This is a genomic window from Stenotrophomonas sp. GW821-FHT02D01 (genome assembly GCF_059421765.1).
The window spans coordinates 308,899-331,627 of the sequence record NZ_JBWKVP010000003.1; the positions used below are offsets into that span (position 1 = coordinate 308,899).

At 64.7% G+C, this 22,729-nt stretch carries 19 protein-coding genes and 1 pseudogene; 12 read left to right on the forward strand and 8 right to left on the reverse strand.

Features of this window, described 5'->3' with window-relative positions:
• Positions 1–140: 140 nt before the first annotated feature.
• The 6 genes from AC07UW_RS08895 to AC07UW_RS08920 all read left to right on the forward strand — a co-directional run bounded on the left by AC07UW_RS08895 (position 141) and on the right by AC07UW_RS08920 (position 8,292).
• Positions 141–770, forward strand: a complete 630-nt coding sequence (locus AC07UW_RS08895; protein WP_495211869.1) for a TetR/AcrR family transcriptional regulator — start codon at positions 141–143, stop codon at positions 768–770.
• 62 nt (positions 771–832) lie between these two features.
• Positions 833–1,945 carry an efflux RND transporter periplasmic adaptor subunit gene (locus tag AC07UW_RS08900; RefSeq protein WP_134832557.1) on the forward strand — a complete coding sequence of 371 codons (1,113 nt, stop codon included), beginning with the start codon at positions 833–835 and terminating at the stop codon, positions 1,943–1,945.
• On the forward strand, positions 1,942–5,007 hold the full coding sequence (locus AC07UW_RS08905; RefSeq protein WP_495211870.1) for an efflux RND transporter permease subunit: 3,066 nt from the start codon (positions 1,942–1,944) through the stop codon (positions 5,005–5,007). The genes AC07UW_RS08900 and AC07UW_RS08905 overlap by 4 nt, the downstream gene beginning before the upstream one ends.
• Positions 5,008–5,043: 36 nt before the next feature.
• Entirely contained in the window at positions 5,044–6,321 is a 1,278-nt protein-coding gene (gene fabF / locus AC07UW_RS08910; RefSeq protein ID WP_033831109.1) for a beta-ketoacyl-ACP synthase II, read from the forward strand.
• Positions 6,322–6,323: 2 nt separating this feature from the next.
• Positions 6,324–6,935 carry a TetR family transcriptional regulator gene (locus AC07UW_RS08915; RefSeq protein WP_495211871.1) on the forward strand — a complete coding sequence of 204 codons (612 nt, stop codon included), beginning with the start codon at positions 6,324–6,326 and terminating at the stop codon, positions 6,933–6,935.
• A 169-nt stretch (positions 6,936–7,104) separates the two neighbouring features.
• The gene (locus tag AC07UW_RS08920) at positions 7,105–8,292 is read left to right on the forward strand and encodes a serine hydrolase domain-containing protein (protein ID WP_495211872.1); all 1,188 of its coding nucleotides are present in this window, start codon (positions 7,105–7,107) and stop codon (positions 8,290–8,292) included.
• 12 nt (positions 8,293–8,304) lie between these two features.
• Here AC07UW_RS08920 and AC07UW_RS08925 read toward each other — a convergent pair whose 3' ends face one another.
• The 4 genes from AC07UW_RS08925 to AC07UW_RS08940 form a co-directional block, all read right to left on the reverse strand.
• Positions 8,305–9,906 carry a phosphoethanolamine transferase gene (locus tag AC07UW_RS08925; RefSeq protein ID WP_495211873.1) on the reverse strand — a complete coding sequence of 534 codons (1,602 nt, stop codon included), beginning with the start codon at positions 9,904–9,906 and terminating at the stop codon, positions 8,305–8,307.
• 112 nt (positions 9,907–10,018) lie between these two features.
• Entirely contained in the window at positions 10,019–10,411 is a 393-nt protein-coding gene (locus AC07UW_RS08930; RefSeq protein WP_495211874.1) for a diacylglycerol kinase, read from the reverse strand.
• A 60-nt stretch (positions 10,412–10,471) separates the two neighbouring features.
• Complete coding sequence (locus AC07UW_RS08935) at positions 10,472–11,728, reverse strand: sensor histidine kinase (RefSeq protein ID WP_495211875.1); 1,257 nt, start codon at positions 11,726–11,728, stop codon at positions 10,472–10,474.
• Positions 11,729–11,737: 9 nt separating this feature from the next.
• Positions 11,738–12,433 (reverse strand): response regulator transcription factor, encoded by a 696-nt coding sequence (locus tag AC07UW_RS08940; RefSeq protein WP_495211876.1) that lies wholly within the window; start codon positions 12,431–12,433, stop codon positions 11,738–11,740.
• 123 nt (positions 12,434–12,556) lie between these two features.
• Between AC07UW_RS08940 and AC07UW_RS08945 the strand changes: the two genes are divergently transcribed.
• The 3 genes and pseudogenes from AC07UW_RS08945 (at position 12,557) to AC07UW_RS08955 (ending at position 13,961) form a co-directional block, all read left to right on the forward strand.
• Positions 12,557–13,102: an NADPH-dependent FMN reductase gene (locus tag AC07UW_RS08945; RefSeq protein ID WP_223495110.1), complete on the forward strand. Its 546-nt coding sequence runs from the start codon at positions 12,557–12,559 to the stop codon at positions 13,100–13,102.
• A 217-nt stretch (positions 13,103–13,319) separates the two neighbouring features.
• Positions 13,320–13,481 (forward strand): annotated as a pseudogene (locus AC07UW_RS08950) (helix-turn-helix domain-containing protein); the annotation flags it as partial.
• 132 nt (positions 13,482–13,613) lie between these two features.
• A complete protein-coding gene (locus AC07UW_RS08955) occupies positions 13,614–13,961 on the forward strand; it encodes an RcnB family protein (RefSeq protein WP_059064347.1) in 348 nt (115 codons plus the stop codon).
• A 79-nt stretch (positions 13,962–14,040) separates the two neighbouring features.
• Here the strand turns inward: AC07UW_RS08955 and AC07UW_RS08960 are convergent, their stop codons facing one another.
• Positions 14,041–14,319: a hypothetical protein gene (locus tag AC07UW_RS08960; protein ID WP_033832140.1), complete on the reverse strand. Its 279-nt coding sequence runs from the start codon at positions 14,317–14,319 to the stop codon at positions 14,041–14,043.
• Between the two features lie 275 nt (positions 14,320–14,594).
• Here AC07UW_RS08960 and AC07UW_RS08965 point away from each other — a divergent pair, with 275 nt between their 5' ends.
• Positions 14,595–15,647 (forward strand): sensor domain-containing diguanylate cyclase, encoded by a 1,053-nt coding sequence (locus AC07UW_RS08965; RefSeq protein ID WP_495211877.1) that lies wholly within the window; start codon positions 14,595–14,597, stop codon positions 15,645–15,647.
• Positions 15,648–15,738: 91 nt separating this feature from the next.
• On the opposite strand, the gene AC07UW_RS08970 is transcribed toward AC07UW_RS08965, so the two are convergent.
• Positions 15,739–16,986, reverse strand: coding sequence for an arsenic transporter (locus AC07UW_RS08970; RefSeq protein ID WP_033831083.1), 1,248 nt, complete (start codon positions 16,984–16,986; stop codon positions 15,739–15,741).
• 517 nt (positions 16,987–17,503) lie between these two features.
• Between AC07UW_RS08970 and AC07UW_RS08975 the strand changes: the two genes are divergently transcribed.
• Positions 17,504–18,028, forward strand: a complete 525-nt coding sequence (locus AC07UW_RS08975) for a DUF6622 family protein (protein WP_495211878.1) — start codon at positions 17,504–17,506, stop codon at positions 18,026–18,028.
• 130 nt (positions 18,029–18,158) lie between these two features.
• Positions 18,159–20,810, forward strand: coding sequence for an excinuclease ABC subunit UvrA (locus tag AC07UW_RS08980; RefSeq protein ID WP_495211879.1), 2,652 nt, complete (start codon positions 18,159–18,161; stop codon positions 20,808–20,810).
• 30 nt (positions 20,811–20,840) lie between these two features.
• On the opposite strand, the gene AC07UW_RS08985 is transcribed toward AC07UW_RS08980, so the two are convergent.
• Both AC07UW_RS08985 and AC07UW_RS08990 read right to left on the reverse strand, forming a co-directional pair.
• Positions 20,841–21,326, reverse strand: a complete 486-nt coding sequence (locus AC07UW_RS08985; protein WP_495211880.1) for a hypothetical protein — start codon at positions 21,324–21,326, stop codon at positions 20,841–20,843.
• A 12-nt stretch (positions 21,327–21,338) separates the two neighbouring features.
• Positions 21,339–21,695 (reverse strand): hypothetical protein, encoded by a 357-nt coding sequence (locus AC07UW_RS08990; protein WP_495211881.1) that lies wholly within the window; start codon positions 21,693–21,695, stop codon positions 21,339–21,341.
• Between the last annotated feature and the right edge of the window lie 1,034 nt (positions 21,696–22,729).

The following is a 22,729-nucleotide window of genomic DNA, read 5'->3' on the forward strand; positions in this document are numbered from 1 at the left end:
ATCATTTGGCAGCTGCTTTCGCTTTGCCTTGCCTGCTCTTTTGCCGGAGCTGAAAATCAAACAGCCGCCGGGCGGGTGGTGGACCGATACCCAAACGGTCACCATTTGCCGGCGTGACGGCGCGGCGCTACGCTTCCACGATGTCTACTTCGACCTCCGCAGCATTCGACGGCGGGCGCGGCCCCGCCGAGCACGACGTGCGCACCCAGATCATCGTGGCCGCCACCGCGCATTTCAGCCATTACGGCTACGACAAGACCACGGTGTCCGACCTTGCCAAAGCCATCGGTTTTTCCAAGGCTTACATCTACAAGTTTTTTGCCTCCAAGCAGGCCATTGGTGAGGTGATCTGCGCCAATTGCCTCGGTCAGATCGAAAGCGAGGTTCGTCAGGCCCTGCAGGGGGTGCAAGCGCCTGACGATAGGCTGCGTGTGTTGTTCACCGTCACTGTGGAGGCCGGTCTTCGCCTGTTTCTGCAGGATCGGCGCCTGTATGAAATCGCCGTCGCCGCTGCGACGGATCAATGGCCATCAGCGAAGGCGTATCAAGACCGGATCGGGCAGCTTGTTGAAGATATCATCAAGGAGGGACGTGCCTGCGGAGCCTTCGAGAGCCGGACATCACTTGAAGAGACCGGCCGCGCGGTCTATCAGGTCCTGCTTCCTTATCTGAACCCGGTGACGCTGCCGCACCTGGCGCCCTTGCACGAAGAAGCGCCCAAAGCCTTGCAGGAGCTGGTCCTCAGGAGCTTGCAGCCACACCAGAAGTGACTATTGACGAAATGAGTCACTAGGAACAAAATGCGTCCGGACACCCCACTCCGGAAGGCCGCATGCGTCGCCGTTTTGTACTCCCAGCCATTTCCTGTGTTGTTCCGTTGCTCCTTGTGGCCTGCAGCAGGGCGGGTGAAAGCGACCCCCGAACCGCGCCGCCCATCGTCCGGGTCGCCCAGGTGCAGCCGGACACGGGAAACGCGCGGACCTTCACTGGCATCGTCGCCGCACGGGTGCAGAGCGATCTGGCCTTCCGGGTGGGGGGCAAGATCACCGAGCGCCTGGTCGAGACGGGGCAGACGGTCAAGCGCGGCGACGTGCTGTATCGAATTGATCCCATCGATCTGAACCTGGCCGCAGCGTCCCAGCAGCAGGCAGTCATCGCAGCCCGTGCGCAGAATGTGCAAGCCACCGCGGACGAGGCGCGCTATCGCGACCTGGCGGCCAAGGGCGTTGTATCCCGGTCGGCCTACGATCAGATCAAGGCTGCCGCAGACGCGGCGTCCGCGCAGCTCAAGGCAGCCGAAGCCCAAGCCCGTGTCGCGCGCAATGCCAGTCAGTACACGGCACTTGTTGCCGATGCGGATGGGGTGGTCATGAACATTCTGGCCGAGCCCGGCCAGGTCGTTGCAGCGGGGCAGATCGTCGCCCGGCTTGCCCGTGCAGGCAGCCGCGAGGCCGTCGTCCAGCTGCCCGAGACACTTCGGCCGCAGATCGGCTCGGCGGCGTCCGCTTCCCTGTTCGGGGCAAGTGGCAGGATTCCGGCACGGTTGCGTGTGCTCTCTGAATCGGCAGACCCCGCAACCCGCACCTTTGAAGCCCGCTACACCCTGGAGGACGGCAGCACGGCATTGCCGTTGGGGTCCACCGTGGCGGTAGCGGTTGAAGGCACCGCAGCTGCAGGCAGGGCGGGGGGCGTTGAGGTCCCATTGGGCGCGGTGTTCGATCCCGGCAACGGGGCCGGTGTCTGGGTCATCGGGGGCGAGCCACTCAAAGCCCGTTGGACGCCGGTAGTGGTCAAGCGATTGGGTGACGACCAGGCCCTGGTTGAGGGCGCGTTGAGTGCATCCGACCGCGTGGCCGCGCTGGGCGCGCACCTGCTCCGCGAAGGGCAGGTGGTTCGTCTGGCCGATACCGCCACGACCACCGCTGGCAAGGGAGCCCACCCGTGAGTGGGTTCAACCTGTCGGCGCTTGCGGTGCGCGAGCGCGCCATCACGGTTTTTCTGATCTTCCTGGTCTCGGTTGCCGGCATCGTGTCGTTCTTCCAGTTGGGCCGCGCGGAAGACCCGGCATTCACCGTGAAGGTGATGACCGTGGTGACGGCCTGGCCGGGGGCCACGCCCACGGAGATGCAGGACCAGGTGGCCGAGAAGCTGGAAAAGCGCCTGCAGGAGCTGCGCTGGTATGACCGCAGTGAAACCTATACGCGTCCCGGCTTGTCGTTCACCACGCTGACCCTGCAGGACGGTACGCCTCCTTCGGAGGTGCAGGAAGAGTTCTACCAGGCGCGCAAGAAGATGGCCGACGAAGCCGCAAACCTGCCCGCAGGTGTCATCGGCCCAATGGTCAATGACGAATACGCCGATGTCACCTTCGCGCTGTTCGCGTTGAAAGCCAAGGGCGAGCCGTTCCGCGCGCTTGCACGTGACGCCGAAACCCTGCGCCAGCGCCTGCTGCATGTCCCGGGGGTAAAGAAGGTCAATATCATCGGCGAGCAGTCCGAGCGGATCTATGTGGAGCTTTCCCACCAACGTCTGGCCAACCTGGGCATCACGCCGCAGGCAGTGTTCGCCGCGCTGAACGGGCAGAACGCGTTGACGCCCGCCGGCTCCGTGGAGGCCAAGGGCCCGCAGATTTTCATCCGCCTCGACGGCGCGCTGGATCAGCTGCAGAAGATCCGGGATACCCCCATCGTTGCGCAGGGCAGGACGCTGAAGCTGCAGGACATCGCCACCGTCAAGCGCGGCTATGAAGATCCGTCGACCTTCATGATCCGCAACGGGGGCGAGCCCGCCATGCTGCTCGGGATCGTCATGCGCGACGGCTGGAACGGCCTGGATCTGGGCGCCTCGCTCGACGCTGAGGTCAAGAAGATCAACGACGGCCTGCCGGTGGGGATGGCCCTGGAGAAAGTCACCGATCAGGCGGTGAACATCAGCGCCTCGGTCGACGAGTTCATGATGAAGTTCTTCGTCGCACTGCTGGTGGTGATGGTGGTGTGCTTCGTCAGCATGGGCTGGCGCGTCGGCATCGTGGTGGCAGCTGCCGTACCGTTGACGCTGGCCGCAGTGTTCATGGTGATGGCTGCCACCGGAAAGAACTTTGATCGCATCACGCTCGGTTCGCTGATCCTGGCGCTGGGCTTGCTGGTCGATGACGCGATCATTGCCATCGAAATGATGGTGGTGAAGATGGAAGAGGGCTACAGCCGGATCAAGGCATCGGCCTATGCCTGGAGCCATACGGCGGCGCCGATGCTGGCCGGCACCCTGGTCACGGCCGTGGGCTTCATGCCCAATGGCTTTGCCCGCTCAACTGCCGGCGAATACACCAGCAACATGTTCTGGATCGTCGGCATTGCGCTGATCGTGTCGTGGGTGGTCGCGGTGTTCTTCACGCCCTATCTTGGCGTGAAGCTTCTGCCTGAACTGAAGGCCGTGGAGCGCGGCCACAGCAGTCTCTACGATACGCCGCGCTACAACCGCTTCCGGTCGATCCTGGCGCGCGTGATTGCGCGCAAGTGGCTGGCCGCAGGTTCGGTAATCGGCCTGTTCGTGCTTTCGGTGGCAGGCATGGGGTTGGTGAAGAAGCAGTTCTTCCCCATCTCTGATCGCCCGGAGGTACTGGTCGAGGTGCAGATGCCCTACGGCACCGCCATCGAACAGACCAGCCTGGCGGCCAGGAAGGTGGAGAAGTGGCTGTCCGCGCAGGAGGAGTCGAAGATCGTCACGGCCTACATCGGCCAGGGCGCGCCGCGCTTCTACCTCGCCATTTCGCCGGAGCTCCCCGATCCCGCGTTTGCCAAGATCGTCGTCCGCACCGACAGCCAGCAACAGCGCGATGCGCTGAAGGCAAGGCTCCGCCAGGCAGTGGCGGAGGGACTGGCGCCTGAAGCACGCGTGCGCGTCACGCAGCTGGTGTTCGGGCCTTACTCGCCTTATCCGGTGGCCTATCGGGTCAGTGGCCCGGATCCGGATGTCATCCGCGGCATTGCGGCCAAGGTCGAGCAGATCATGCACGCCAGCCCGATGATGCGGACCGTGAACACCGACTGGGGCGTTCGCACGCCAACGTTGCACTTCATGTTGGACCAGGACCGTCTGCAGGCGATGGGCATGACCTCTGCGTCTGTCTCGCAGCAGTTGCAGTTCTTCCTCAGCGGGGTGCCGGTCACTGCCGTTCGTGAGGACATCCGCACCGTCGAAGTGGTTGCCCGATCTGGCGGGGATACGCGCCTGGACCCGGCGCGCATTGCCGATTTCACCTTGGTCGGCGCCGGTGGCCAGCGCGTGCCGTTGTCCCAGATCGGCGCTGTCGAAGTGCGCATGGAAGAGCCGGTACTGCGGCGGCGCGATCGCGTGCCGACCATTACCGTGCGCGGTGATATCGACGATGCCCTGCAGCCACCGGACGTATCGGCGGCCATCAGCCGGCAGCTTCAGCCACTCATCGCCTCGCTTCCCGAGGGATATGCCATTGCCCAGGCCGGCGCCATTGAAGAGTCCGGCAAGGCGATGAGCGCCATGCTGCCGCTGTTCCCGATCATGCTGGCGATCACCTTGCTGATCATCATCCTGCAGGTGCGCTCGATCTCCGCAATGATCATGGTCTTCATGACCAGCCCCCTCGGCCTGATCGGTGTGGTCCCGACCCTGCTGTTGTTCCAGCAGCCGTTTGGCATCAACGCTCTGGTTGGACTGATTGCATTGTCGGGCATCCTGATGCGCAACACGCTCATCCTCATCGGTCAGATCCACGAAAACGAGGAAGCCGGGATGGAAACCTTCCACGCGATCATCGAGGCGACGGTTCACCGGGCGCGCCCGGTGATCCTGACCTCCCTGGCAGCGGTGCTGGCCTTCATTCCGCTGACCCATTCGGTGTTCTGGGGAACGCTTGCCTACACGTTGATCGGCGGCACCATCGCCGGCACCGTGATGACGCTGGTGTTCCTCCCGGCGATGTATGCCATCTGGTTCAAGGTCCGAGCGGACAAGACCCGCGTTGCCTGAAAGTGGCCTGGATCTCTTTTACATGGGAAGTGAGTCATGAACATTGCCGACAAAGATCGCATCGTAGTGACCGGAATGGGTGTGGTGAGCCCGCTGGGCTGCGGCGTGGAAACGGTGTGGTCGCGCCTGCTGGCGGGACGTTCCGGAATTGGCCCGCTGGGCGAGGCGCTTTCCGCCGGAACGGGCTGCAACGTAGGCGGCCGCGTGCCCGACCGGGTGCAGGATCCCGAGGCGGGCTTCGACTCCAGCGACATAATCGCGCCAAAAGATCTGAAGAAGATGGACCGGTTTGTCGAGTTTGCGCTGGTAGCTGCCCACGAAGCGCTTGCGCAGGCCGGGTGGCGTGAGGCTGATGAGCGTGGCCTGCTGCGAACGGCGACCGTGATTGCTACCGGGATCGGTGGCTTTGGATCCATCGTCAATGCGGTGCACACCACCGAAAGCCGTGGGCCTGGCCGGTTGTCGCCTTTCACTGCGCCTACTTTCCTGGCCAATATGGCGGCAGGGCAGGCGTCGATCCGGTACGGGTTCAAGGGGCCGCAGAGCGCACCCGTCACGGCATGCGCGGCGGGCGTCCAAGCCATTGGTGATGCGGCGCGCCTCATCCGGTCCGGCGAGGCGGACATTGCACTGTGTGGCGGCGCGGAAGCTGCGATGCATCGGGTCAGCCTGGGCGGCTTTGCGGCGGCCAAGGCACTGAGCACGTCGTTCAACGACACGCCACAGGCAGCGTCCCGCCCGTTTGATGAGCAGCGGGACGGCTTCGTCATGTCCGAAGGGGCAGGCCTGCTGGTTATCGAGCGGCTGGATCATGCGCTGGCGCGTGGCGCCACCCCGCTGGCCGAGCTGGTCGGCTACGGCACCACCTCCGATGCGTATCATCTGACTGCGGGCCCCGACGACGGCAGTGGTGCGCGCAGGGCGATGGAGATCGCGCTTGCGCAGGCGGGCATTGCCGCCGGGCAGGTCGACCACATCAACGCGCACGCAACCTCGACCCAGGTGGGGGATCGGGCAGAGCTTGCGGCCATGCGTGCCTTGTTCGGTGCCCGTCCAGATCTTCTGATCTCTGCCACCAAGTCCAGCACCGGGCACCTGCTCGGGGCAGCTGGTGGCATCGAAGCCATCTTTACCGTGCTTGCTTTGCGCGATCAGGTCGCACCAGCGACACTCAACCTCGGCCGCCCCGATCCATTGGCCGAAGGGCTTTCGATCGTCGCCGGCGTGCCGCGCAAGGCAGGTATCGAGTTTGCGCTGACCAATGGATTTGGTTTTGGCGGCGTCAATGCCAGTGCACTGTTCAGGCGCATGTGAGCGTGGCTGCCTCCAGCGGCTTCCCAAGCAAAACCGCCCTGCGCTGGGAAGGTGCACGGGCGTTGAGCCGGCGCTGGATGCTGGATGCCGCCGGCACTGTGTTTGCTGAAGAAGGGTTCGAGAACGCGACGATGAAGCGCATTGCCGAGGTCTGTGGCGTTACCAAGGTCACGATCTATGCGCACTATCGTGACAAGGCGCGGCTCTACAAGGCGGTCATGGACGGCCATCTGGCATCGATACCGGATGCCCGGCTCGACGCGCACGGAGCAATGGATCTTGGTGATGTGCTGATGCGCATCAGTGGCGACATCGAACGGTTGGCAACGGACCCGGCATGCCAGGCCTTCTGCCGGACGCTGTCGCGTTCTGATCATGCGCGTGATGTCTACATGGAACACTGGAGCACGAAACTGGAACCGTATCTGGACCTTGCGACACGAGCGATGGCGAGCGCCCCGGTCCGCTCGAGCCACCCGGGTGACAGTGAGAAGTTCCTCAGGCTCATCCTCACAGAACATGGCCTGCCTCATGGGGCGATGCCCGTGTCCGGGAGTGAAGCAACCGTGACGCTCTTCATGCGCGCCTATGGGATGACGCTGCCGGAGGCCTGAAGGACTCCCCGGGAACATTGAGTCGATGCCTCAAGGCCATCCGGCTTTCGCCATGGCCCGACCAGGCATTCAGCGCACGCTCGATTTCAGTCCAGGAAGCATGACTTCATGCACTGCAGATTGACTACAAATGTAGTCAATGTCTCTGTGTCCATTGAAGGAGCCCGCCATGAGAGCACCTCTGCTTGCCTGCCTGTTCTTCCTGGCGCTACACCCGTTTGTGGCCGCAGCCAACACGCCTGATGCCTTGGCAGCGATAGAGCGGAATGCCCGCAACGCGCATTCCGACGCGGTCTACATTGAAAGCGGGCGCCGGGTGCTGCTGCAGATCGCGCCGGCAGCCGGTGAAGACCGCATCCACCTGATGTCGGCGACCAAGTCCGTCGTCGCCCTGGCCATCGGGCTGCTGCTCGATGACGGCAAGCTCGCATCCATCGACGAACCGGTCAGCACGGTGTACCCGGAATGGCGCCAGGGCAGGAAGCGTGACATCACGATCCGGATGTTGATGGACCACACCTCCGGCCTGCAGAACGTGGCCAACGCCGGGGTGGAACTGGAGGGCGCGCCGGATCTGGTGAAGCTGGCGCTGGCGGCCGAGGTGTCCAGCGATCCAGGCACCACCTTCGCCTACAACAACAAGGCGACCAATCTTCTGCCGGACATCGTGCAGCGGCTTGCCGGCAAGCCACTGGATGCCTATCTGGACGAACGGTTGTTCAAGCCGCTTGGCATCAGCGGCCATGCATGGATGAAGGACCAGGCCGGGACGCCCATGGGCATGGCCGGACTGTCGTTGTCGGCGGTTGATCTTGCAGCGATCGGACGATTGATGCTGGACGGCGGCGTCACCGCGGACGGCAAGCGGTTGCTGAGCGAACGCTCGGTAGCGTTGATGACCGCCGAAAGCGCGCGTTCCCCCGACGTCGGCCTGTTGTGGTGGCGCATCCCCGCATGGGAGCACTACCGATTGAAGGCCGGTGCAGCCACGCTTCTGAGCGCTCGCAGCATGGATGCCGTGATGCTGGACGCGCTGCTGGCCGCCGACGGCCAGGTATTTGACAGCAAGGCAGCGCTGATCAGCTTCCTGGCCGAACGGCTGGGACCCAGCTGGCCACAGCGCTACGCTGCGGAAATCACTGGGCGTGGACTGAAGCTCGGCGACATCTTCGACATCGACCGAGGGCCGGTAGCGGCATACGCCGCCAACGGCTATCTCGGCCAGCACCTGGTCATTGTTCCCGACAAGGGCGTGGTGGCGGTAAGGCAGATTCAACGGCGGGAGAGCCACAGCGCCCCGCTCGACGATTACGCCGCGTTTCCCATGGATGTACTGCGGCTGGCAGAGACGCTGTGACCGGCCAGCACGCTAGGGAATGCGGCAGCCCGCGAACACATCCAGTCCCGGCTGGTAGATACCGCTGCTGATGGCGAACAGTCCCAGCAGGGAGTGGAAGAGATTGTCGTGGCTGTAGGATCCGGTGCGCGCAGCATGGCGCAGGCAGGCCAGATCAAGGCGGGCATGGGTTGCAAAGCCCGGGGAGAACCACATCACCATCGGCACCTGGGTCTGCTCGCGTGGCGCTATGAAGTAGGGCGTTCCGTGCAGATACAGGCCGCGCTCGCCAAGCGACTCGCCGTGATCGGAGACATAGATCAGTGCAACGTCACGCTGCTCCGAATAGGTCTGCAGCAGGTCGATGGCCTTGCCCAGCAGCCGGTCGGTATAGACCAGCGTATTGTCGTAGGTGTTGGTCAGCGCTTCGTTGCTGCACTTCTGTATCTGGTTGCTGTCGCAGGTAGGGCTGAATGCCCTGGAGTCGGCGGGATAGCGTTCAAAGTAGGTGGGGCCATGGCTGCCCAGCTGGTGCAGCACGATCAGACCATCACCCTGCATGGCCGCGATGCGCGTGTCCAGCTGGTGCAGCAGGATCTCGTCATGGCAGGTGCCATCCTTGTTCACGCACAACCCAGGCACCTTCAGCGGCGGCATGTCGTCGGTGGGAACGCGGTTGCACACGCCCTTGCAGCCACCGTTGTTGTTGTCGCGCCAGAGCACGCTGGCGCCGGTGCGCTGCAGGATGTCCAGTACGTTCTCTTCCGATGCCGCAGCGACGCCTTCGTACTGCGACCGCGGCATCTGCGAGAACATGCACGGCAGTGACACCGCCGTTGATGTGCCGCAGGATGCAACGTCCCGGAAGCTGATGACGCCGTCCTTGCGTGACAGCTGCGGGTTGGTTGGGCGCGGATAGCCGTTGAGCTGGAAGTTCTTTGCACGTGCCGTCTCGCCGGCCACCAGGATGACCAGGCGCGGGCGCTCGCCGGGCGCCCGCGCGGCGTCTTCGCCGATCGTGCGCAGCGGCTGTGCCTTGGCGCTGTAGCTGCTCCGGAGGTAGCCATAGGTGTGACGAAGGACGTTCAGCGGCAGCACCTGCTCGCGGATGTAGCGGTTGTTGCGGAGCAGCGACGAATACTCCTTGTAGAACGCCAAGCTTACCGCTGCCAGCACCATCAGCGTCGCCAGCACGTTCCCCAACCACACCAGCGCCGCCCGCAAAGGGCGCCCGCTGTTTCCACTGCGCATGATCAGCAGAACGCATGTGGGCAGCGCGCCCAGCAGCAGCACCGTCAGCAGCAACGGCAGCGACAGGTAGGAGGTCATTTCAGCCTGGTTGGTCTCCAGCGCGTTCCGCACCATGTCGCGGTCGATCAGTACGTTGTAATGCAGCATGAAGTAGGTGCACGCAGCGCTGACGACAACCAGCAACGCCAGCACCGGTTTGCGCACATAGGGAAGCATGCCGATGGGCGTGAACAGCAGATTGAACAGGCACAGCAGAAGCACCGGAAGGCTGCAGAAGAACAAAGCGCTGCGCAGATCATGGATATCGATGAGAGACCAGAGCGTCTTCCAGAGAGCGATGTTTCCCAGCGTGGTGAAGAACAATGCCGTGCACCAGACAAGCATGATCGGATGTTGCGGGACAGACCTGAAGCATGAACGCACGTGCAGAATCCGCTGAGCCAGAAGTGCGCGCAGTATCTGGACGCGTTCATCAGGAAGTTGTCAGGTTCCTTGCTCATCCCATCAGGACCACGGCCCACACCGTAGCCACCATCAGCAGGGCCGTGCTCTGTGCGGCACTGCCCATGTCCTTGGCGTTCTTGGAAAGTGGATGGTGTTCCAGAGAGATGCGATCCACCACCGCTTCAATGGCCGAGTTGACCAGCTCCACCAGCAGGCTGATGAAGCAGACCATCAGCATCAGGGCGCGCTCGCTGCGGCTGACGTCCAGCAGGAGCGCGACGGTTGCCAGCGCGCCATGCAGCAACAGCAGCTGCCGGAACGCGGCCTCACCCTTGAATGTCGCGACGAAGCCGTCGCGGGAATGGATCACGGTATGCAGGATGCGGCGCAGCCCGGTCTTGCCGTGCGCGTACTTGCCGTTGCCCTTGGGTTGCCCTGGCTGCATTTCGTACCTGCCTTCATGAAGAGATCCGGCAAGGGTGGAAGGAGCAATGTCAGGAAGCTGTCAGGTATCGGCTGCGGCTGGGCGCATCTGCAGGGTGAAGCAGCAGCCTCGCACCGAGGTCTCGACCGTCATCTGCCAGCCAAGATGCTCGACCACGCGCTGCACGATGGACAGGCCCAGACCTTCGCCACTCTGCCGGGCGCTGGTCACGAAGCGCTGGAACTGCTGCGCGTCGATGCTGGACGGCAGCCCCGGGCCAGTATCGGCAACCCGCAGCGTGGTGCCACGCAGCTCCACCCGTACTTCGCCTTCCTCCGTGTACTGGCACGCATTGCGCAGCAGGTTCCAGATCACGCTCTGTGCCAGCACGTCATTGGTCAGCAGCTGCTCGTCCTGCGCCGCATCAAGGGTCAGCCGCACCGGCTTTCCTGCCAGCCACGGCACGCATCGCGCCATGCATTCCTCGATCACCGGTCGCAGCAGGAGGTTGCTGCGTGGCACCGTCCTGGGGTCGCGGGAAAGCAGCAGCAGGCAGGTCAGCTGGCGCTGCATTTCCTGCGTGGTCCGCACAATGCGCTCGGCACTGGCCAGCAGCCGGCTGTCGGCCGGCAGCTGGTGCAGCAGCGTTTCGGCAGCGCCACCGATGATCGCCAGTGGTGTGCGCAGTTCATGGCTGGCGTCGCCGGCAAAGCACTGTTCACGCTGCAGGAACTGCTCAAGTTCGTCGCTGTGTTGGGCAAAGGCGCGCGCCAGAACGCCGATCTCGTCGCGCGCGTCCTGGAAGGGGAAGGGCTTGTGCTTGTTCTGCACGGCACCAGCCAGGCGCGTAATGGGCGCGATGACGTGGGCCGACGTCCGGCGACCAATCCAGAACGCACAGAGCACGCAGATCAGGATCACCAGCGCAGCAAAGGCGTTGATCAGGTGCTCGAGGTAGGCGTAGTGATCACCGTGCTGCAGCAGGTAGTAGCGCTGCCCGCTGCTTTCGAAGACCCGAAGGTGCCATTCGTTCGGTACGGCTTCACCGTGGTAACCCAGCCCGTACCGGCGCAGCACCTGCGGAACCGTATGCGGATCAAACAGCTGGCTGCCTTCCGGCAGGTCCGGTTGCACGCCTTGGGCCAAGGCCACCTGCAGCCTGCGGACCTCCCGGTCCTGACTCATCGAAACCACGGAGGCCCTTACTTCGTCATAGTCCACCAGTTCGACCAGTACGATGAAGCCCATGGCACCGGCCATCAGCAACACGAACGCAACGGTGATGCGCGTTCTCAGGGTCAAGCTTCGATAGAGGGACTTCAGCGAGCGGGCATTCATGGGTGGCGACTATCCCGCATGTGCTGGCGCCGGCGTGCCCAGGCGCCAGCCGACACTGTGCACGGTAGCAATGAGTGCAGGGTCGAACGGCCTGTCCACCTGAAGGCGCAGCTCATGGATATGCGTACGTAGTGCGCCGCTCTCTGGCGGCTCGTCGCCCCATATCAGGTACTCCATCTCCTGCTTGCGCACCACCGCCGGCGCGGCCCGCATCAGGCACATCAGCAGCTTGTGCGTGGTCGGTGTCAGGTTGAGGGCCTGGCCCTGGCGCCATGCCTGTGGCGAACGGGTGTCGACCCGAAGGTCCGCCCAGACCAGCACGCTCTGCACCTGCCGGCCCTGGGCGCGGCGGACCAGCGCCTTGATGCGCGCGTCCAGCTCCTTCAGGGAAAAGGGTTTGACCAGGTAATCATCCGCACCCAGCGCGAGCCCCTGCACGCGGTCTTCCACCGGATCACGGGCGGTCAGCATCAGGATCGGCACCGGGTTCTGGAACTTCTCGCGGAGTGTCCGGCACAGCGCCATGCCATCAAGACGGGGCAGCATCAGGTCCAGCAGGATGGCATCGTAATCATGCTGCGTTGCCCTGCGCAGGCCGCTGGCACCATCCCGTGCGTCGTCAAGTACGTAGCCCAGTGGCTCGAAGAACGCGTAAAGGTTGGCAACCAGCTCGGGGTTGTCTTCAATGATGAGCAGTCGTGTCATGGGCTACGTGCATCCGTGCATGAGCACCGGACTTTGGACGATCACCTGGGGTTTGCCAAGTGCGGGGAGGTGCTGCAGGCCATCGCCGGGCGCGGCGACAGGCGCCTGTGATAGCGTGCCAGGATGAAGATCCTTGCCATATCCGGTAGTGCACGCCGGCTGTCCACCAACACCGCATTGCTGAGGGCGCTGGAAGAAATCGCGCCGCCGGATATCGCGCTGACGACCTGCGCCGATCTCGGCGGGCTTCCCGTTTTCTCTCCCGACCTTGAAGATCTGCCCTTGCATGACAGCGTCGTGCGCTTCAAGCAATGCATTGAAGCCAGCGATGGCATCCTGATTTCAAGCCCTGAGTACGCAAGAGGCATTCCCGGCGGCCTGAAGAACGCCATGGATTGGCTGGTATCGGGCGACCTCGTGGTTGCAAAACCCATCGCCCTGGTGCACGCCTCCCATCGCGGCGAAGACATGCTCGCTTCTCTCCGGCTTGTGCTGTCGACCATCAGTTCCCGCTTCAACGAGGAACTGTTCCTGCGCTTTCCTTTCATGAAGATGGAGCCGGAGGCCATTGCCAGTGCTGTAAGGCAACCGGTCAATCGCGCGCCGGCAGAGGCCTTTCTTCAGGAATTCGCCCGCTACTGCGGCCGACCGCAGGGTGATCGCGCATGATCGATAGCGCGGCCTGCTGACAAGGGCGTTCTGGACACGCACCGTGCGTCCGCGAGGCCCGGCCATGCGCTTGCGGCGTCAGCGGGTCACAGGGGGTGCAGATGGGAATAGCCTGCAGCTTCCACGAACTGCGGCAGCGTCCACAGCTGGCCATTGGGGCCCCAGCGCCTGCAGACGCTGTACATGTCGCCGGCAATGATGGCGCCCGCCGCAGCAGCTCATCCAGTCGGTGCGCTTGAACCGGGCGCGGCTGATGCTGGAAAGCGGCAGGCTTTCGGTGGAAGAGGTGGCCGCGCAGGTGGGCTTGGGCGATTCTGCGACACTCAGGCGATTGCTGCGCCGCCGATTGGGCCTGACTCCCACCCGGATTCGAGGGTGAGGGCGCCGCATTGCTGAATGCGGGTTTGCGGGCGCCCATCGGATCCGGTCGGGCTCACGGATTCATTCACAGGCGCTGCCATATATTCCGGGTCACAACGCCGCATACCGCGGTTGGACCGGGAGCATCCCCATGAAAACCGGACATTTACTTGGCATTGCCCTGGGCGCTGCAATCACCTTGATGGCCGCCCCCGCCTGGGCCGATCCGCCGCACCATGCACGTGGCAACGGACCGCCGCCCCACGCAGGCGGCCCCCACAACCGCGACGCACCGCCGCCGGGCTGGCAGAAAAAGGCATGGCGCCGCGGTGACCGCTTGCCCTGGGCCGAAGTTGACCGCCGCTACTGGGTGGACGACTACGCGCATTACCGTCTGCGCGACCCCGGTCGCGGTCAGCGGTGGGTGCGGCAGTCGGATACGGAATACCTGCTGGTGGAGATCGCCACCGGCGTGATCATCGACGCCTTGCGTCGCTAGGGATTCCGGCACGGGCCCCCGGGCGGCACGCAGCCGCCGCGGGGGTAATGGCGGCACGACCGCCGGTGACATCGCGCTCTCACCCCGGCAACTCGCACTTCATCTTGCCGTCCACGTAATACGGCTTGGGTACGTTCGGGTTGTCGCTGGTCTTCTCAAAGACCACTTCGAACGACGCTGCGTCGGGCGAGCCCTTGCGATCGGTACACGCGTCGTGGAGTTTTTTCTTGACCGCAGCAATACCGGCCTCGCGGTTGGCACCGTCGGCGCTGTTGGTCAGGTTCACGGTTTCAGCCAGGGCCAAGGGGCTGAAGGCAGACAGGCAGCCGGCGATCATCAGGGTATGCAGCTTGGTCAAGGGGTGCACCTCGCGGAAGTCCAATGAGGCGGTCAGCATAATGCGGGAGCGTTAACAGCACGTGCCCGGTAGCGCTATGCCTGGTCGATCAGGAATGCCGTCGGGCGCAGGTATCTCGTCGCCCCGGATGGAGCCCACGTTCGCAATCTCGCGATGCGACTGCGATTGCCGCACTCCATCTCCCATTGACCTGTCGTTGACGCACAGATGTCAGACTCGCGGGCAAGTGGATAGCCGGGTGCAGGGCAGGGGAGTGATCATCAGGAGAGCTGGCAATGCCGTTCTTCACTGACTCAACAGAAGTCGCCGTCGAGGGCGTCGGTGCAGCCCGGCGCATCGGCTGGATGCGCTTCGTGGGGAACGGCCTGGGCGCGCTTCCGATTGCCTCGATCATTCTGGAGCGTCAGGCGGATGCTGCGCCCTGGGTGCTGCTGTTGCTCAACGCCATCGCATGGCCCGCGCTGGCGATGCTCCTGACACGTCGCGCCCGCGAACCTGCAGCAGCGCAGTTTCGCTGCATGATCGTCGACTCTCTCTTTGGAGGCGCATGGATCGCCTTCATGGCCCTCAGCACGGTGCCCAGTGCGTTGTTTGCCGCGTTGCTGGTGGCCGACAAGATCGCCGCCGGCGGCATCCGCCTGGCAACGAGGGCAACCCTGGCCCTGGTGGTCGGGTTCGCCGCCACCTGGCTTGCCCTGGGCCTGCCTTATCACCCCATCACCTCGCAGCGCACGGTTGTCCTCAGCCTGCCTTTCCTGTTCGTCTACGGCATCGGGTTGAGCGTGCTGAGCTGGCGGCTGGCGCGCCGGGTGAAATCACAGAATCGCCAACTGCAGCGCCTGAGCCGGATGGATCCGTTGGTGGAGCTGGCCAACCGCGGCTTCCTGATCCAGCGCGCCCAGCAGGTGCTGCAGACGGGGCAGCACCACGGCGGCGACGCGTGCCTGCTGATGCTTGATGTTGATGATTTCAAGCGGATCAATGACTCGCATGGCCATCGTGCCGGCGATGAGGTGCTTCGCCGCATCGCGGTAGTGCTGCGTCAGCTAGCCCAGCCGGGTGACATGCCAGCACGTCTGGGCGGTGATGAGTTCGCCGTCCTGCTGCGCCAGCGGATACCGGCAGAGGCCATGGATGTGGCCGAGCAGATAAGGCACTACCTGCAGGAGCCGGGTGCCCCTGAAACAGCCGATATCCAGTTCAGCGTCAGTATCGGCATCGCCGCAGCGGCTGGCACGGGCAGCGCAGAAGATTGGTTGGCGAAGGCGGACAAGGCGCTCTATCACGCAAAACGGCACGGCAAGAACACCGCAAGCTACGCCGAGTAATCTGCACCGGGCAAGTGTCTGTGAAGCAGCTGCCGATCCTGGGCGCTGCGCTGGTCGCGATAGGTGGCCTGGCGTTCCAGCCCGCGCCAGATCAGAGCAGCAGCAACGCCCCGATCAGCGCGGGCGGCATCACCAGCGCGCCGACACGCAGGAAGTCGAGCGCGCTGACATGCTCGCCTTCGCGGCGCAGCGCCACCAGCCACAGCATGGTGGCCAGCGAGCCGGTCACCGACAGGTTCGGGCCCAGGTCCACGCCGACCAGCAATGCCGCGCGCGTCTGCGCCGGCAGCTCGGCCATCTGGCCCAGCGAGCCCGCAGCCAGGCCCACCGGCAGATTGTTGGCCACGTTGCTGAGCAGTGCGGCTGCGCCTCCGGCCAGCCAGCCCGCCTGATTCGGCGAGGTCTGCGCCAGCGCCTGCAGGTTGCTGGCCGCTGTCTGGATGACACCGGTCTGCGAAACCGCTTCAACCAGCACGAACAGGCCGGCCACCAGCGGCAGCACGCCCCAGGAGACGTGGCGCAACAGCGGCAGCGGGCTGCGGCGCTGGCGGATCGCCACCACCGCTACGCTCAGCGCGCCCGCACAGAACGTTGTCAGGCCCAATGGGCCGTTCAGTGCGGAGGTCACCAGCAGCACGGTGCCGGTGAACAACACGCCCAGCGCACTCAGGCGGCCACCCTCGGTAAGCGGGCGATGCTCGGGCGACGCTGCCAACGGCTGTGCGATCTCGCGGCGATGCACCCAGCGCAGCACCAGATACGTGGCACCGATCGCGGCCAGCGACGGCAGCGCGAACTGCGCCAGCCACTGCAGCAGCGGCGGCATGTGGTTGCCATACACCACCAGGTTGGCCGGGTTGGAAATAGGCAGCACGAAGCTCGCCGCATTGGCGATGAACGCACAGACAAACAGATAGGGCAGGGGGTTGGCGCGGGCCGCCTTGCAGGCGGCATAGACCGCGGGCGTCAGCACCACCGCCGTGGCATCGTTGGACAGGAACACCGTCACCACCGTGCCGACCAGGAACACCAGATCGAACAACCGCCGACCCGAGCCGCCCGCATGCCGTACCGCATACAGCGCCAGCCAGTCGAACAGGCCCTCGCGCCGCGCCAGCTCGGCCAGCACCATCATGCCGACCAGGAACAGATAGACATCCCGGCCTTCAGCAACCGCGTGCCAGGTCGTGCCGAGCGACACCGCCCCAAGCAGCGGAAGCAGCGCGGCCGCGCCCAGCGCCCACACGTACTCCGGAATGCGGAACGGCCGGAACAGCAGGCCGACGGTGGCAACGGCCACGGCCGCCCAGATGATGAAGGGGGAAGAGGAAGCGAGCATGGATTGGGTGGGGTCTCAGTTGCACCGGCGCGTAGCCAACAGCAACGCGCGCTACAACGATGGCAAGTGCGAGAAAGTCGGCATCATACCGTGCCGGCTGCAGCGCCGGCCCCGCCAGCAAAGGGCCGTATCAGAACCCGGCGTGCGCCCGATTGAAGGCTCATGCCATTCACCGTGACGCATCACGGTAATTCCGATTCCGGACATCCGCATCGCAAGGGTAGTGCCGGCCGCTGGCCGGCAAGACGCCATGTGGTGCCGCCTCGGCTACGATTCGGTGAGCGGCACAACGCCGGTGGAGCAGGGGTGCAATCGACATGCGGACAGGAACCGAATTCGATTCATCCGTTCGCTGGTCACGGTGACACGATAGGACACGCGTACATCGCCGAGCGCCGCGCAGAGGACGGGGTGCAGGCTGTATCGCTGACACCTGTCACTTGTCCGGGCAATGCGTACCGCCAATAGTGAGCGCCACCGCCGCCTGCCTGGCCGGCACTCACCGAAAGGACCTCCCGTGAACCTGCTGCAGCAACTTCTCTGGCAGACCCCCATCTGGGTCTGGGTGCTTCTGGCGTTCCTGGTCTCGCGCGGCATCGCGGCCATGCGGCCGGGGCAGACCTCGCTGCGGAAGCTGACCATCGTGCCGGCGCTGTTCAGCGCCTGGGGCATCTGGTCGATCAGCCACCGCTATGGCGGCTCGCCGTTGGCGTGGGGCGAATGGCTGGCCGGCATCTGCGCGGGCGCAGCAGTGGGCTGGCTGCTGCTGCGCCGGGCAACCCTGACCGTGGACGCCTCCACGGGCACGCTGTGGCGCAGTGCCGACTACAGCCTGCTGCCACTGCTGCTGGTCACGTTCGTCATCAAGTACGGTTTTGAAACGGTGCTGGCCGTGGCGCCAGGCCTGAGCAGCAACGCAGGTTTCAGCGCCGCCTATCTCCTGCTGTCTGGCGGATTCACCGGCATCTTCATCGGCAAGTACTGCCGCTATCTGGCGGCGTCGCGCCGGGCAACGCCCAGCGGGATGCAGCCTGCGGGCTGAGTCCAGCCCGGGATGAGGGGGCGGTGCACGCGCTTCGGTCGTGCCCTCACCACATTCACCTCGCAGCAGCGAAAATGCAGCCTTGGGCGCGCTCCAGGGCGCACCGCTCACTGCCTGCAGGAACGCAACGATGTCCAACAACCCTTTCGGTGAATCCTCATGCGCTGCCGCAGCCAGCGGTTGCGTGGAGGTGCGCGGCGCGCGCGAGCACAACCTCAAGAATGTCGATGTCTCCATTCCGCGCAATGCACTGGTGGTGTTCTCCGGGGTGTCGGGGTCGGGCAAGTCGTCGTTGGCCTTCGGTACCGTCTTCGCTGAGGCGCAGCGGCGCTACTTCGAGTCCGTAGCGCCATACGCGCGGCGCCTGATCGACCAGGCGGGCGTGCCCGATGTGGACGCCATCGACGGGCTGCCGCCGGCGGTGGCGTTGCAGCAGCAGCGCGGCGCCAGCAATGCACGTTCCTCGGTGGGCAGTGTCACCACGCTGTCCAGCTTGGTGCGCATGATGTACTCGCGCGCCGGAGCCTACCCCGCCAACCAGCCCATGCTGTACGCCGAGGATTTCTCGCCCAATACGCCGCAGGGCGCCTGCAGCACCTGCCATGGCCTGGGGCATGTGTACGAGGTGACCGAAGCGCTGATGGTGCCGGACCCGTCGCTGAGCATCCGTGAACGTGCCATCGCCTCCTGGCCGCCGGCATGGCATGGCCAGAACCTGCGCGACATCCTGGTCACGCTGGGCTACGACATCGACGTGCCGTGGAAGAAGCTGCCGAAGACGGACCGCGACTGGATCCTGTTCACCGAGGAAACGCCAACCGTGCCGGTCTATGCCGGCTTCACGCCCGCAGAGACCCGTGCCGCACTGAAGCGCAAGCTGGAACCCAGCTACATGGGCACCTATGCCGGTGCGCGCCGCTACGTGCTGCACACCTTTGCCAACACCCAGAGCGCGCTGATGCGCAAGCGCGTTTCGCGCTACATGGAAGGCAGGTTGTGTCCGGCCTGCCACGGAAAGCGCCTGAAGCCGGAAGCGCTTTCGGTCACCTTTGCCGGCGTGGATATCGGTGAGTTCATGCGGCTGCCGCTGGACCAGTTGGCGGACCTGCTGGGGCCCATCGCGCAGGGCGATTTCAGCGCGCACAGCCGCGGCGCGCGTACCAGCGGCAGCGCCACGAAACGCGATCGCACGCAGCGGGCTGCAAGCGGCCGACCTGTTCACGCTGGGGCCCCCGACGTGCGGCTGACCTCGGCCCTGTCGGAAGAGAAGCGCCTGGCCGCGCAGCGGCTGGCAGGCGGCGTCATGGCGCGTGTACACCAGCTGCGAGGCCTGGGCCTGGGGTACCTCTCGCTGGATCGCGCCACGCCAACCCTGTCGGCCGGCGAACTGCAGCGCCTGCGGCTGGCCACGCAGCTCAGCTCGTTGCTGTTTGGCGTGCTGTACGTGCTTGATGAACCTTCGGCCGGCCTGCACCCCGCCGACAGCCAGGCGCTGTACGACGCGCTGGAGCGGTTGCGCGACGGCGGAAACTCGGTGTTCGTTGTCGAGCACGACCTGGAGCTGATGCGCCGCGCGCAGTGGCTGGTGGATGTTGGCCCGGAGGCGGGTGAGCACGGCGGGCGCGTTCTCTACAGTGGCGAGCCCGACGGCCTGCGCAAGGTCCAGGAATCGCGCACGGCCCGGTATCTGTTCGACCAGGTGCCTGCGGCCGCCAGCCGGCAGCGCAGCGCCAACAGCTGGCTGGAGCTGAAGGGCATCCACCGCCATAACCTGCAGGGTGTGGATGCGCAGGTGCCGCTGGGGTTGCTGACCGCAGTGACCGGCATTTCAGGGTCGGGCAAATCCAGCCTGATGGCGCAGGCACTGCCCGAGCTGGTGCTGCTGCACCTGGGGCATGAGCCCGAGGACAACAGCGCCGAGAATGCGCCCACCGACGCGCCGACCGTGATCGAAGCGACCCGAGGCCGGTTGGCTGGCGATGTGGACGCCATCCAGCGGGTAGTGCAGGTGGACCAGAAGCCCATCGGCCGCACCCCACGCTCCAACCTGGCTACCTATACCGGGCTGTTCGACCACGTGCGCAAGCTGTTCGCCGCTACGCCCGCCGCGCGCCGTCGGCGTTTCGATGCCGGCCGTTTCTCGTTCAACGTGGCCAAGGGCCGATGCGAGACCTGCGAAGGCGAAGGTTTCGTCAGCGTCGAACTGCTGTTCATGCCCAGCGTCTATGCGCCGTGCCCCACCTGCCATGGCGCCCGCTACAACGAGGCCACGCTGAAGGTGCTGTGGAATGACCGCAACATTGCCGAGGTCCTGCAGTTCACGGTGGACCAGGCGCACGCGTTCTTCATCGAGGAAGAGGCCATTGCCCGTCCGCTGCAGCTGCTGCAGGAGATCGGCCTGGGCTATCTGCGGCTGGGCCAGCCGGCCACGGAGCTTTCAGGCGGCGAAGCCCAGCGCATCAAGCTGGCGACCGAGCTGCAGCGCAGCCAGCGCGGGCGCACGCTTTACGTACTGGACGAACCCACCACCGGCCTGCATGCATCGGACGCGGACAGGCTGCTTGTGCAACTGCAGCGACTGGTGGAAGCGGGCAATACGGTGGTGATGATCGAGCATGACATGCGCGCGGTCGTGCAGGCGGACTGGGTGATTGACGTCGGACCTGGCGCAGGCGCTGCGGGCGGCACCATTGTGGCGAAGGGAACGCCGCAGCAGGTGGCGCGCGCCAAGGGCAGCATGACGGCGCCCTTCCTTGCGCGGGAGCTGCGGCAGGGTAGGTGAGGTGAGGGCGTCGCCGGGGCCGTAGTCCTACTACCGCACGCCACACCGCCCATCCTCAGGCACATCGCCAGCAAGGGTCAGCAGCAGCCGATCCTGCAGCGTAGGTTCCTGCACGCCAGACAGGACCTGCTGCAGATAGCTCAACGGCACCAAGGACCATTGCAGCGTGGCCTGCAGCGGGAAGATCGCAGGCGCCCGATGCTCGGTACCCAGCGCAACCCTGATCAGCAGAAGCTGCGGCTGCCTCTCCACGTCCAGCACCGGCACACCCTTGCAAAGGATCTGGAAGGAAGCCGAAGCGGGCGCCCCATCCTGGAACTCGAAGCCCTCCCGCGCCCGCGCCTCTGCGAATCGATATGCATGGCGACGCAGCGTCCAGAATGTCTCATCGGGTACATCACGGTACGCGAGTACTTCGGGCTCAACGGGCTCTGGAAAATGTATCTGTACTGCAACGACCAGCGCCAGAAAGAGTACCCACATCACGCCGTGGCACACCTTCATTTCAGGCCCCACCGAAGTGATCCTTCAGTCTGTCGGCTGCAGCCGTTCGCTTGCGTGGGCTGCAAGCCCCAGGCCGGCCATGATCAGCCCTTCCATCACCCGGTCGCCGACGTACTGCTCCGGCTCGCCGTTCTGGCGCGTGCGTTCTGCGGCCAGCAGCACTTCCAGCACCACGCGCAGGCCTGTCAGCGAGCAGTCGGCATCGGCCAGCGCCATCTGCCGGCCACGCAGCTGATGCCGCTCTGGCCAGGGCTGACCGTTGGCGGCCACGCCCGAGCCGATGCTGTGTAGCAGCGCGATGAGGGTGTTGGGGTCCGCGGCAGGCCCGGCCGAGGGTGCCTCGTGGATGGGCTGTGGGGCAGGGGAGTAGGGCGCGGTCATGGCAGGGCTCCTTGCATGCAGGCAGAAGCCGCCACCGATAAAGGTGGCGGACGATGCGTGGCTCGAAATCCGGCGTGCAATCAGACCGGCAGGCGCAAGGCCTCCACGCACCGCCCGCCATAGCCGGCAGACGTATTGCCAGCCGGCACCACCTTAGCGATGGTGCCGACTGGCAAGCGTAAGTCACGATTACACAACCGGGATTTCGAGGCCCGACCACCGGTGTTCGGTGGCATGGCAAGGAATACGCCCGGTTGTGCGCGATGCCAATACAGTAAGGGCAATGCCGTCACCGTTTTCGGCGTTTTCAGAATCGTTGCATAGCAGGGAAGGGCGCTAGAGGCTTGGCCCGCAAGGGCTGCCGGCGGTGCCGATTGGCCTGCATATTCTGTGCAGGTACCGACATACTCTGACCGGGAGTAGGCCAGACGCGACAAATGGATGGACGGGACGAACCCTCGATGCCCCTTTTAGGTCTGCCCCTATCCGCTGCAATCAGAGTGCACTGCGTGGCTGACGCCACGCTCCACGCCATGGCACTATCCGGGATGCGTCAGGGGCGCTTGATAGAGGGGTACATGGAACGTACGCAGAAAACGCCAACGATGGCCGATTCGGCTCTCGGCGAGTGAGGTCATTCGTGCGAATGCGGCGCTTCCTCCTGCTTCCGCTGCTGGCAGTCCTGGCGGCATGCCAAGAACCTCCCCCGCAGCACCCCGTGCATGCGATGCTCCGGCCCTACCTGCTGTGTCGACCCAGTGGGTGACAACGCGGTGGTGGTCCATCTGTACCGCGACAACTGCCGCGTAAAGGAAGGCCCGGGCAGAGCGACAGGCGCGCCAACTGCACACCATTCTTGCCCTGATCCGCCCAATAGACCCCAGACCATGCAATTCAACGTAGCTGACAGCTTGCTCCTTTTTTTAGGTTACTTCGGTCTGGATGACCGAGTCATGCCTGGAGGCGGTCGAGCTCACCAGGGTGAACGTGCTCCGTAATCCAGCGCCAACCGTCGCCACACAGGCGTTCCAGTG

Coding starts and splice junctions, on each gene's coding strand:
- AC07UW_RS08895 (WP_495211869.1), top strand. CDS start 141: ATGTCTACTTCGACCTCCGCAGCATTCGACGGCGGGCGCGGCCCCGCC.
- AC07UW_RS08900 (WP_134832557.1), top strand. CDS start 833: ATGCGTCGCCGTTTTGTACTCCCAGCCATTTCCTGTGTTGTTCCGTTG.
- fabF (WP_033831109.1), top strand. CDS start 5,044: ATGAACATTGCCGACAAAGATCGCATCGTAGTGACCGGAATGGGTGTG.
- AC07UW_RS08920 (WP_495211872.1), top strand. CDS start 7,105: ATGAGAGCACCTCTGCTTGCCTGCCTGTTCTTCCTGGCGCTACACCCG.
- AC07UW_RS08925 (WP_495211873.1), bottom strand. CDS start 9,906: ATGCTTGTCTGGTGCACGGCATTGTTCTTCACCACGCTGGGAAACATC.
- AC07UW_RS08930 (WP_495211874.1), bottom strand. CDS start 10,411: ATGCAGCCAGGGCAACCCAAGGGCAACGGCAAGTACGCGCACGGCAAG.
- AC07UW_RS08935 (WP_495211875.1), bottom strand. CDS start 11,728: ATGAATGCCCGCTCGCTGAAGTCCCTCTATCGAAGCTTGACCCTGAGA.
- AC07UW_RS08940 (WP_495211876.1), bottom strand. CDS start 12,433: ATGACACGACTGCTCATCATTGAAGACAACCCCGAGCTGGTTGCCAAC.
- AC07UW_RS08945 (WP_223495110.1), top strand. CDS start 12,557: ATGAAGATCCTTGCCATATCCGGTAGTGCACGCCGGCTGTCCACCAAC.
- AC07UW_RS08955 (WP_059064347.1), top strand. CDS start 13,614: ATGAAAACCGGACATTTACTTGGCATTGCCCTGGGCGCTGCAATCACC.
- AC07UW_RS08965 (WP_495211877.1), top strand. CDS start 14,595: ATGCCGTTCTTCACTGACTCAACAGAAGTCGCCGTCGAGGGCGTCGGT.
- AC07UW_RS08970 (WP_033831083.1), bottom strand. CDS start 16,986: ATGCTCGCTTCCTCTTCCCCCTTCATCATCTGGGCGGCCGTGGCCGTT.
- AC07UW_RS08980 (WP_495211879.1), top strand. CDS start 18,159: ATGTCCAACAACCCTTTCGGTGAATCCTCATGCGCTGCCGCAGCCAGC.
- AC07UW_RS08990 (WP_495211881.1), bottom strand. CDS start 21,695: ATGACCGCGCCCTACTCCCCTGCCCCACAGCCCATCCACGAGGCACCC.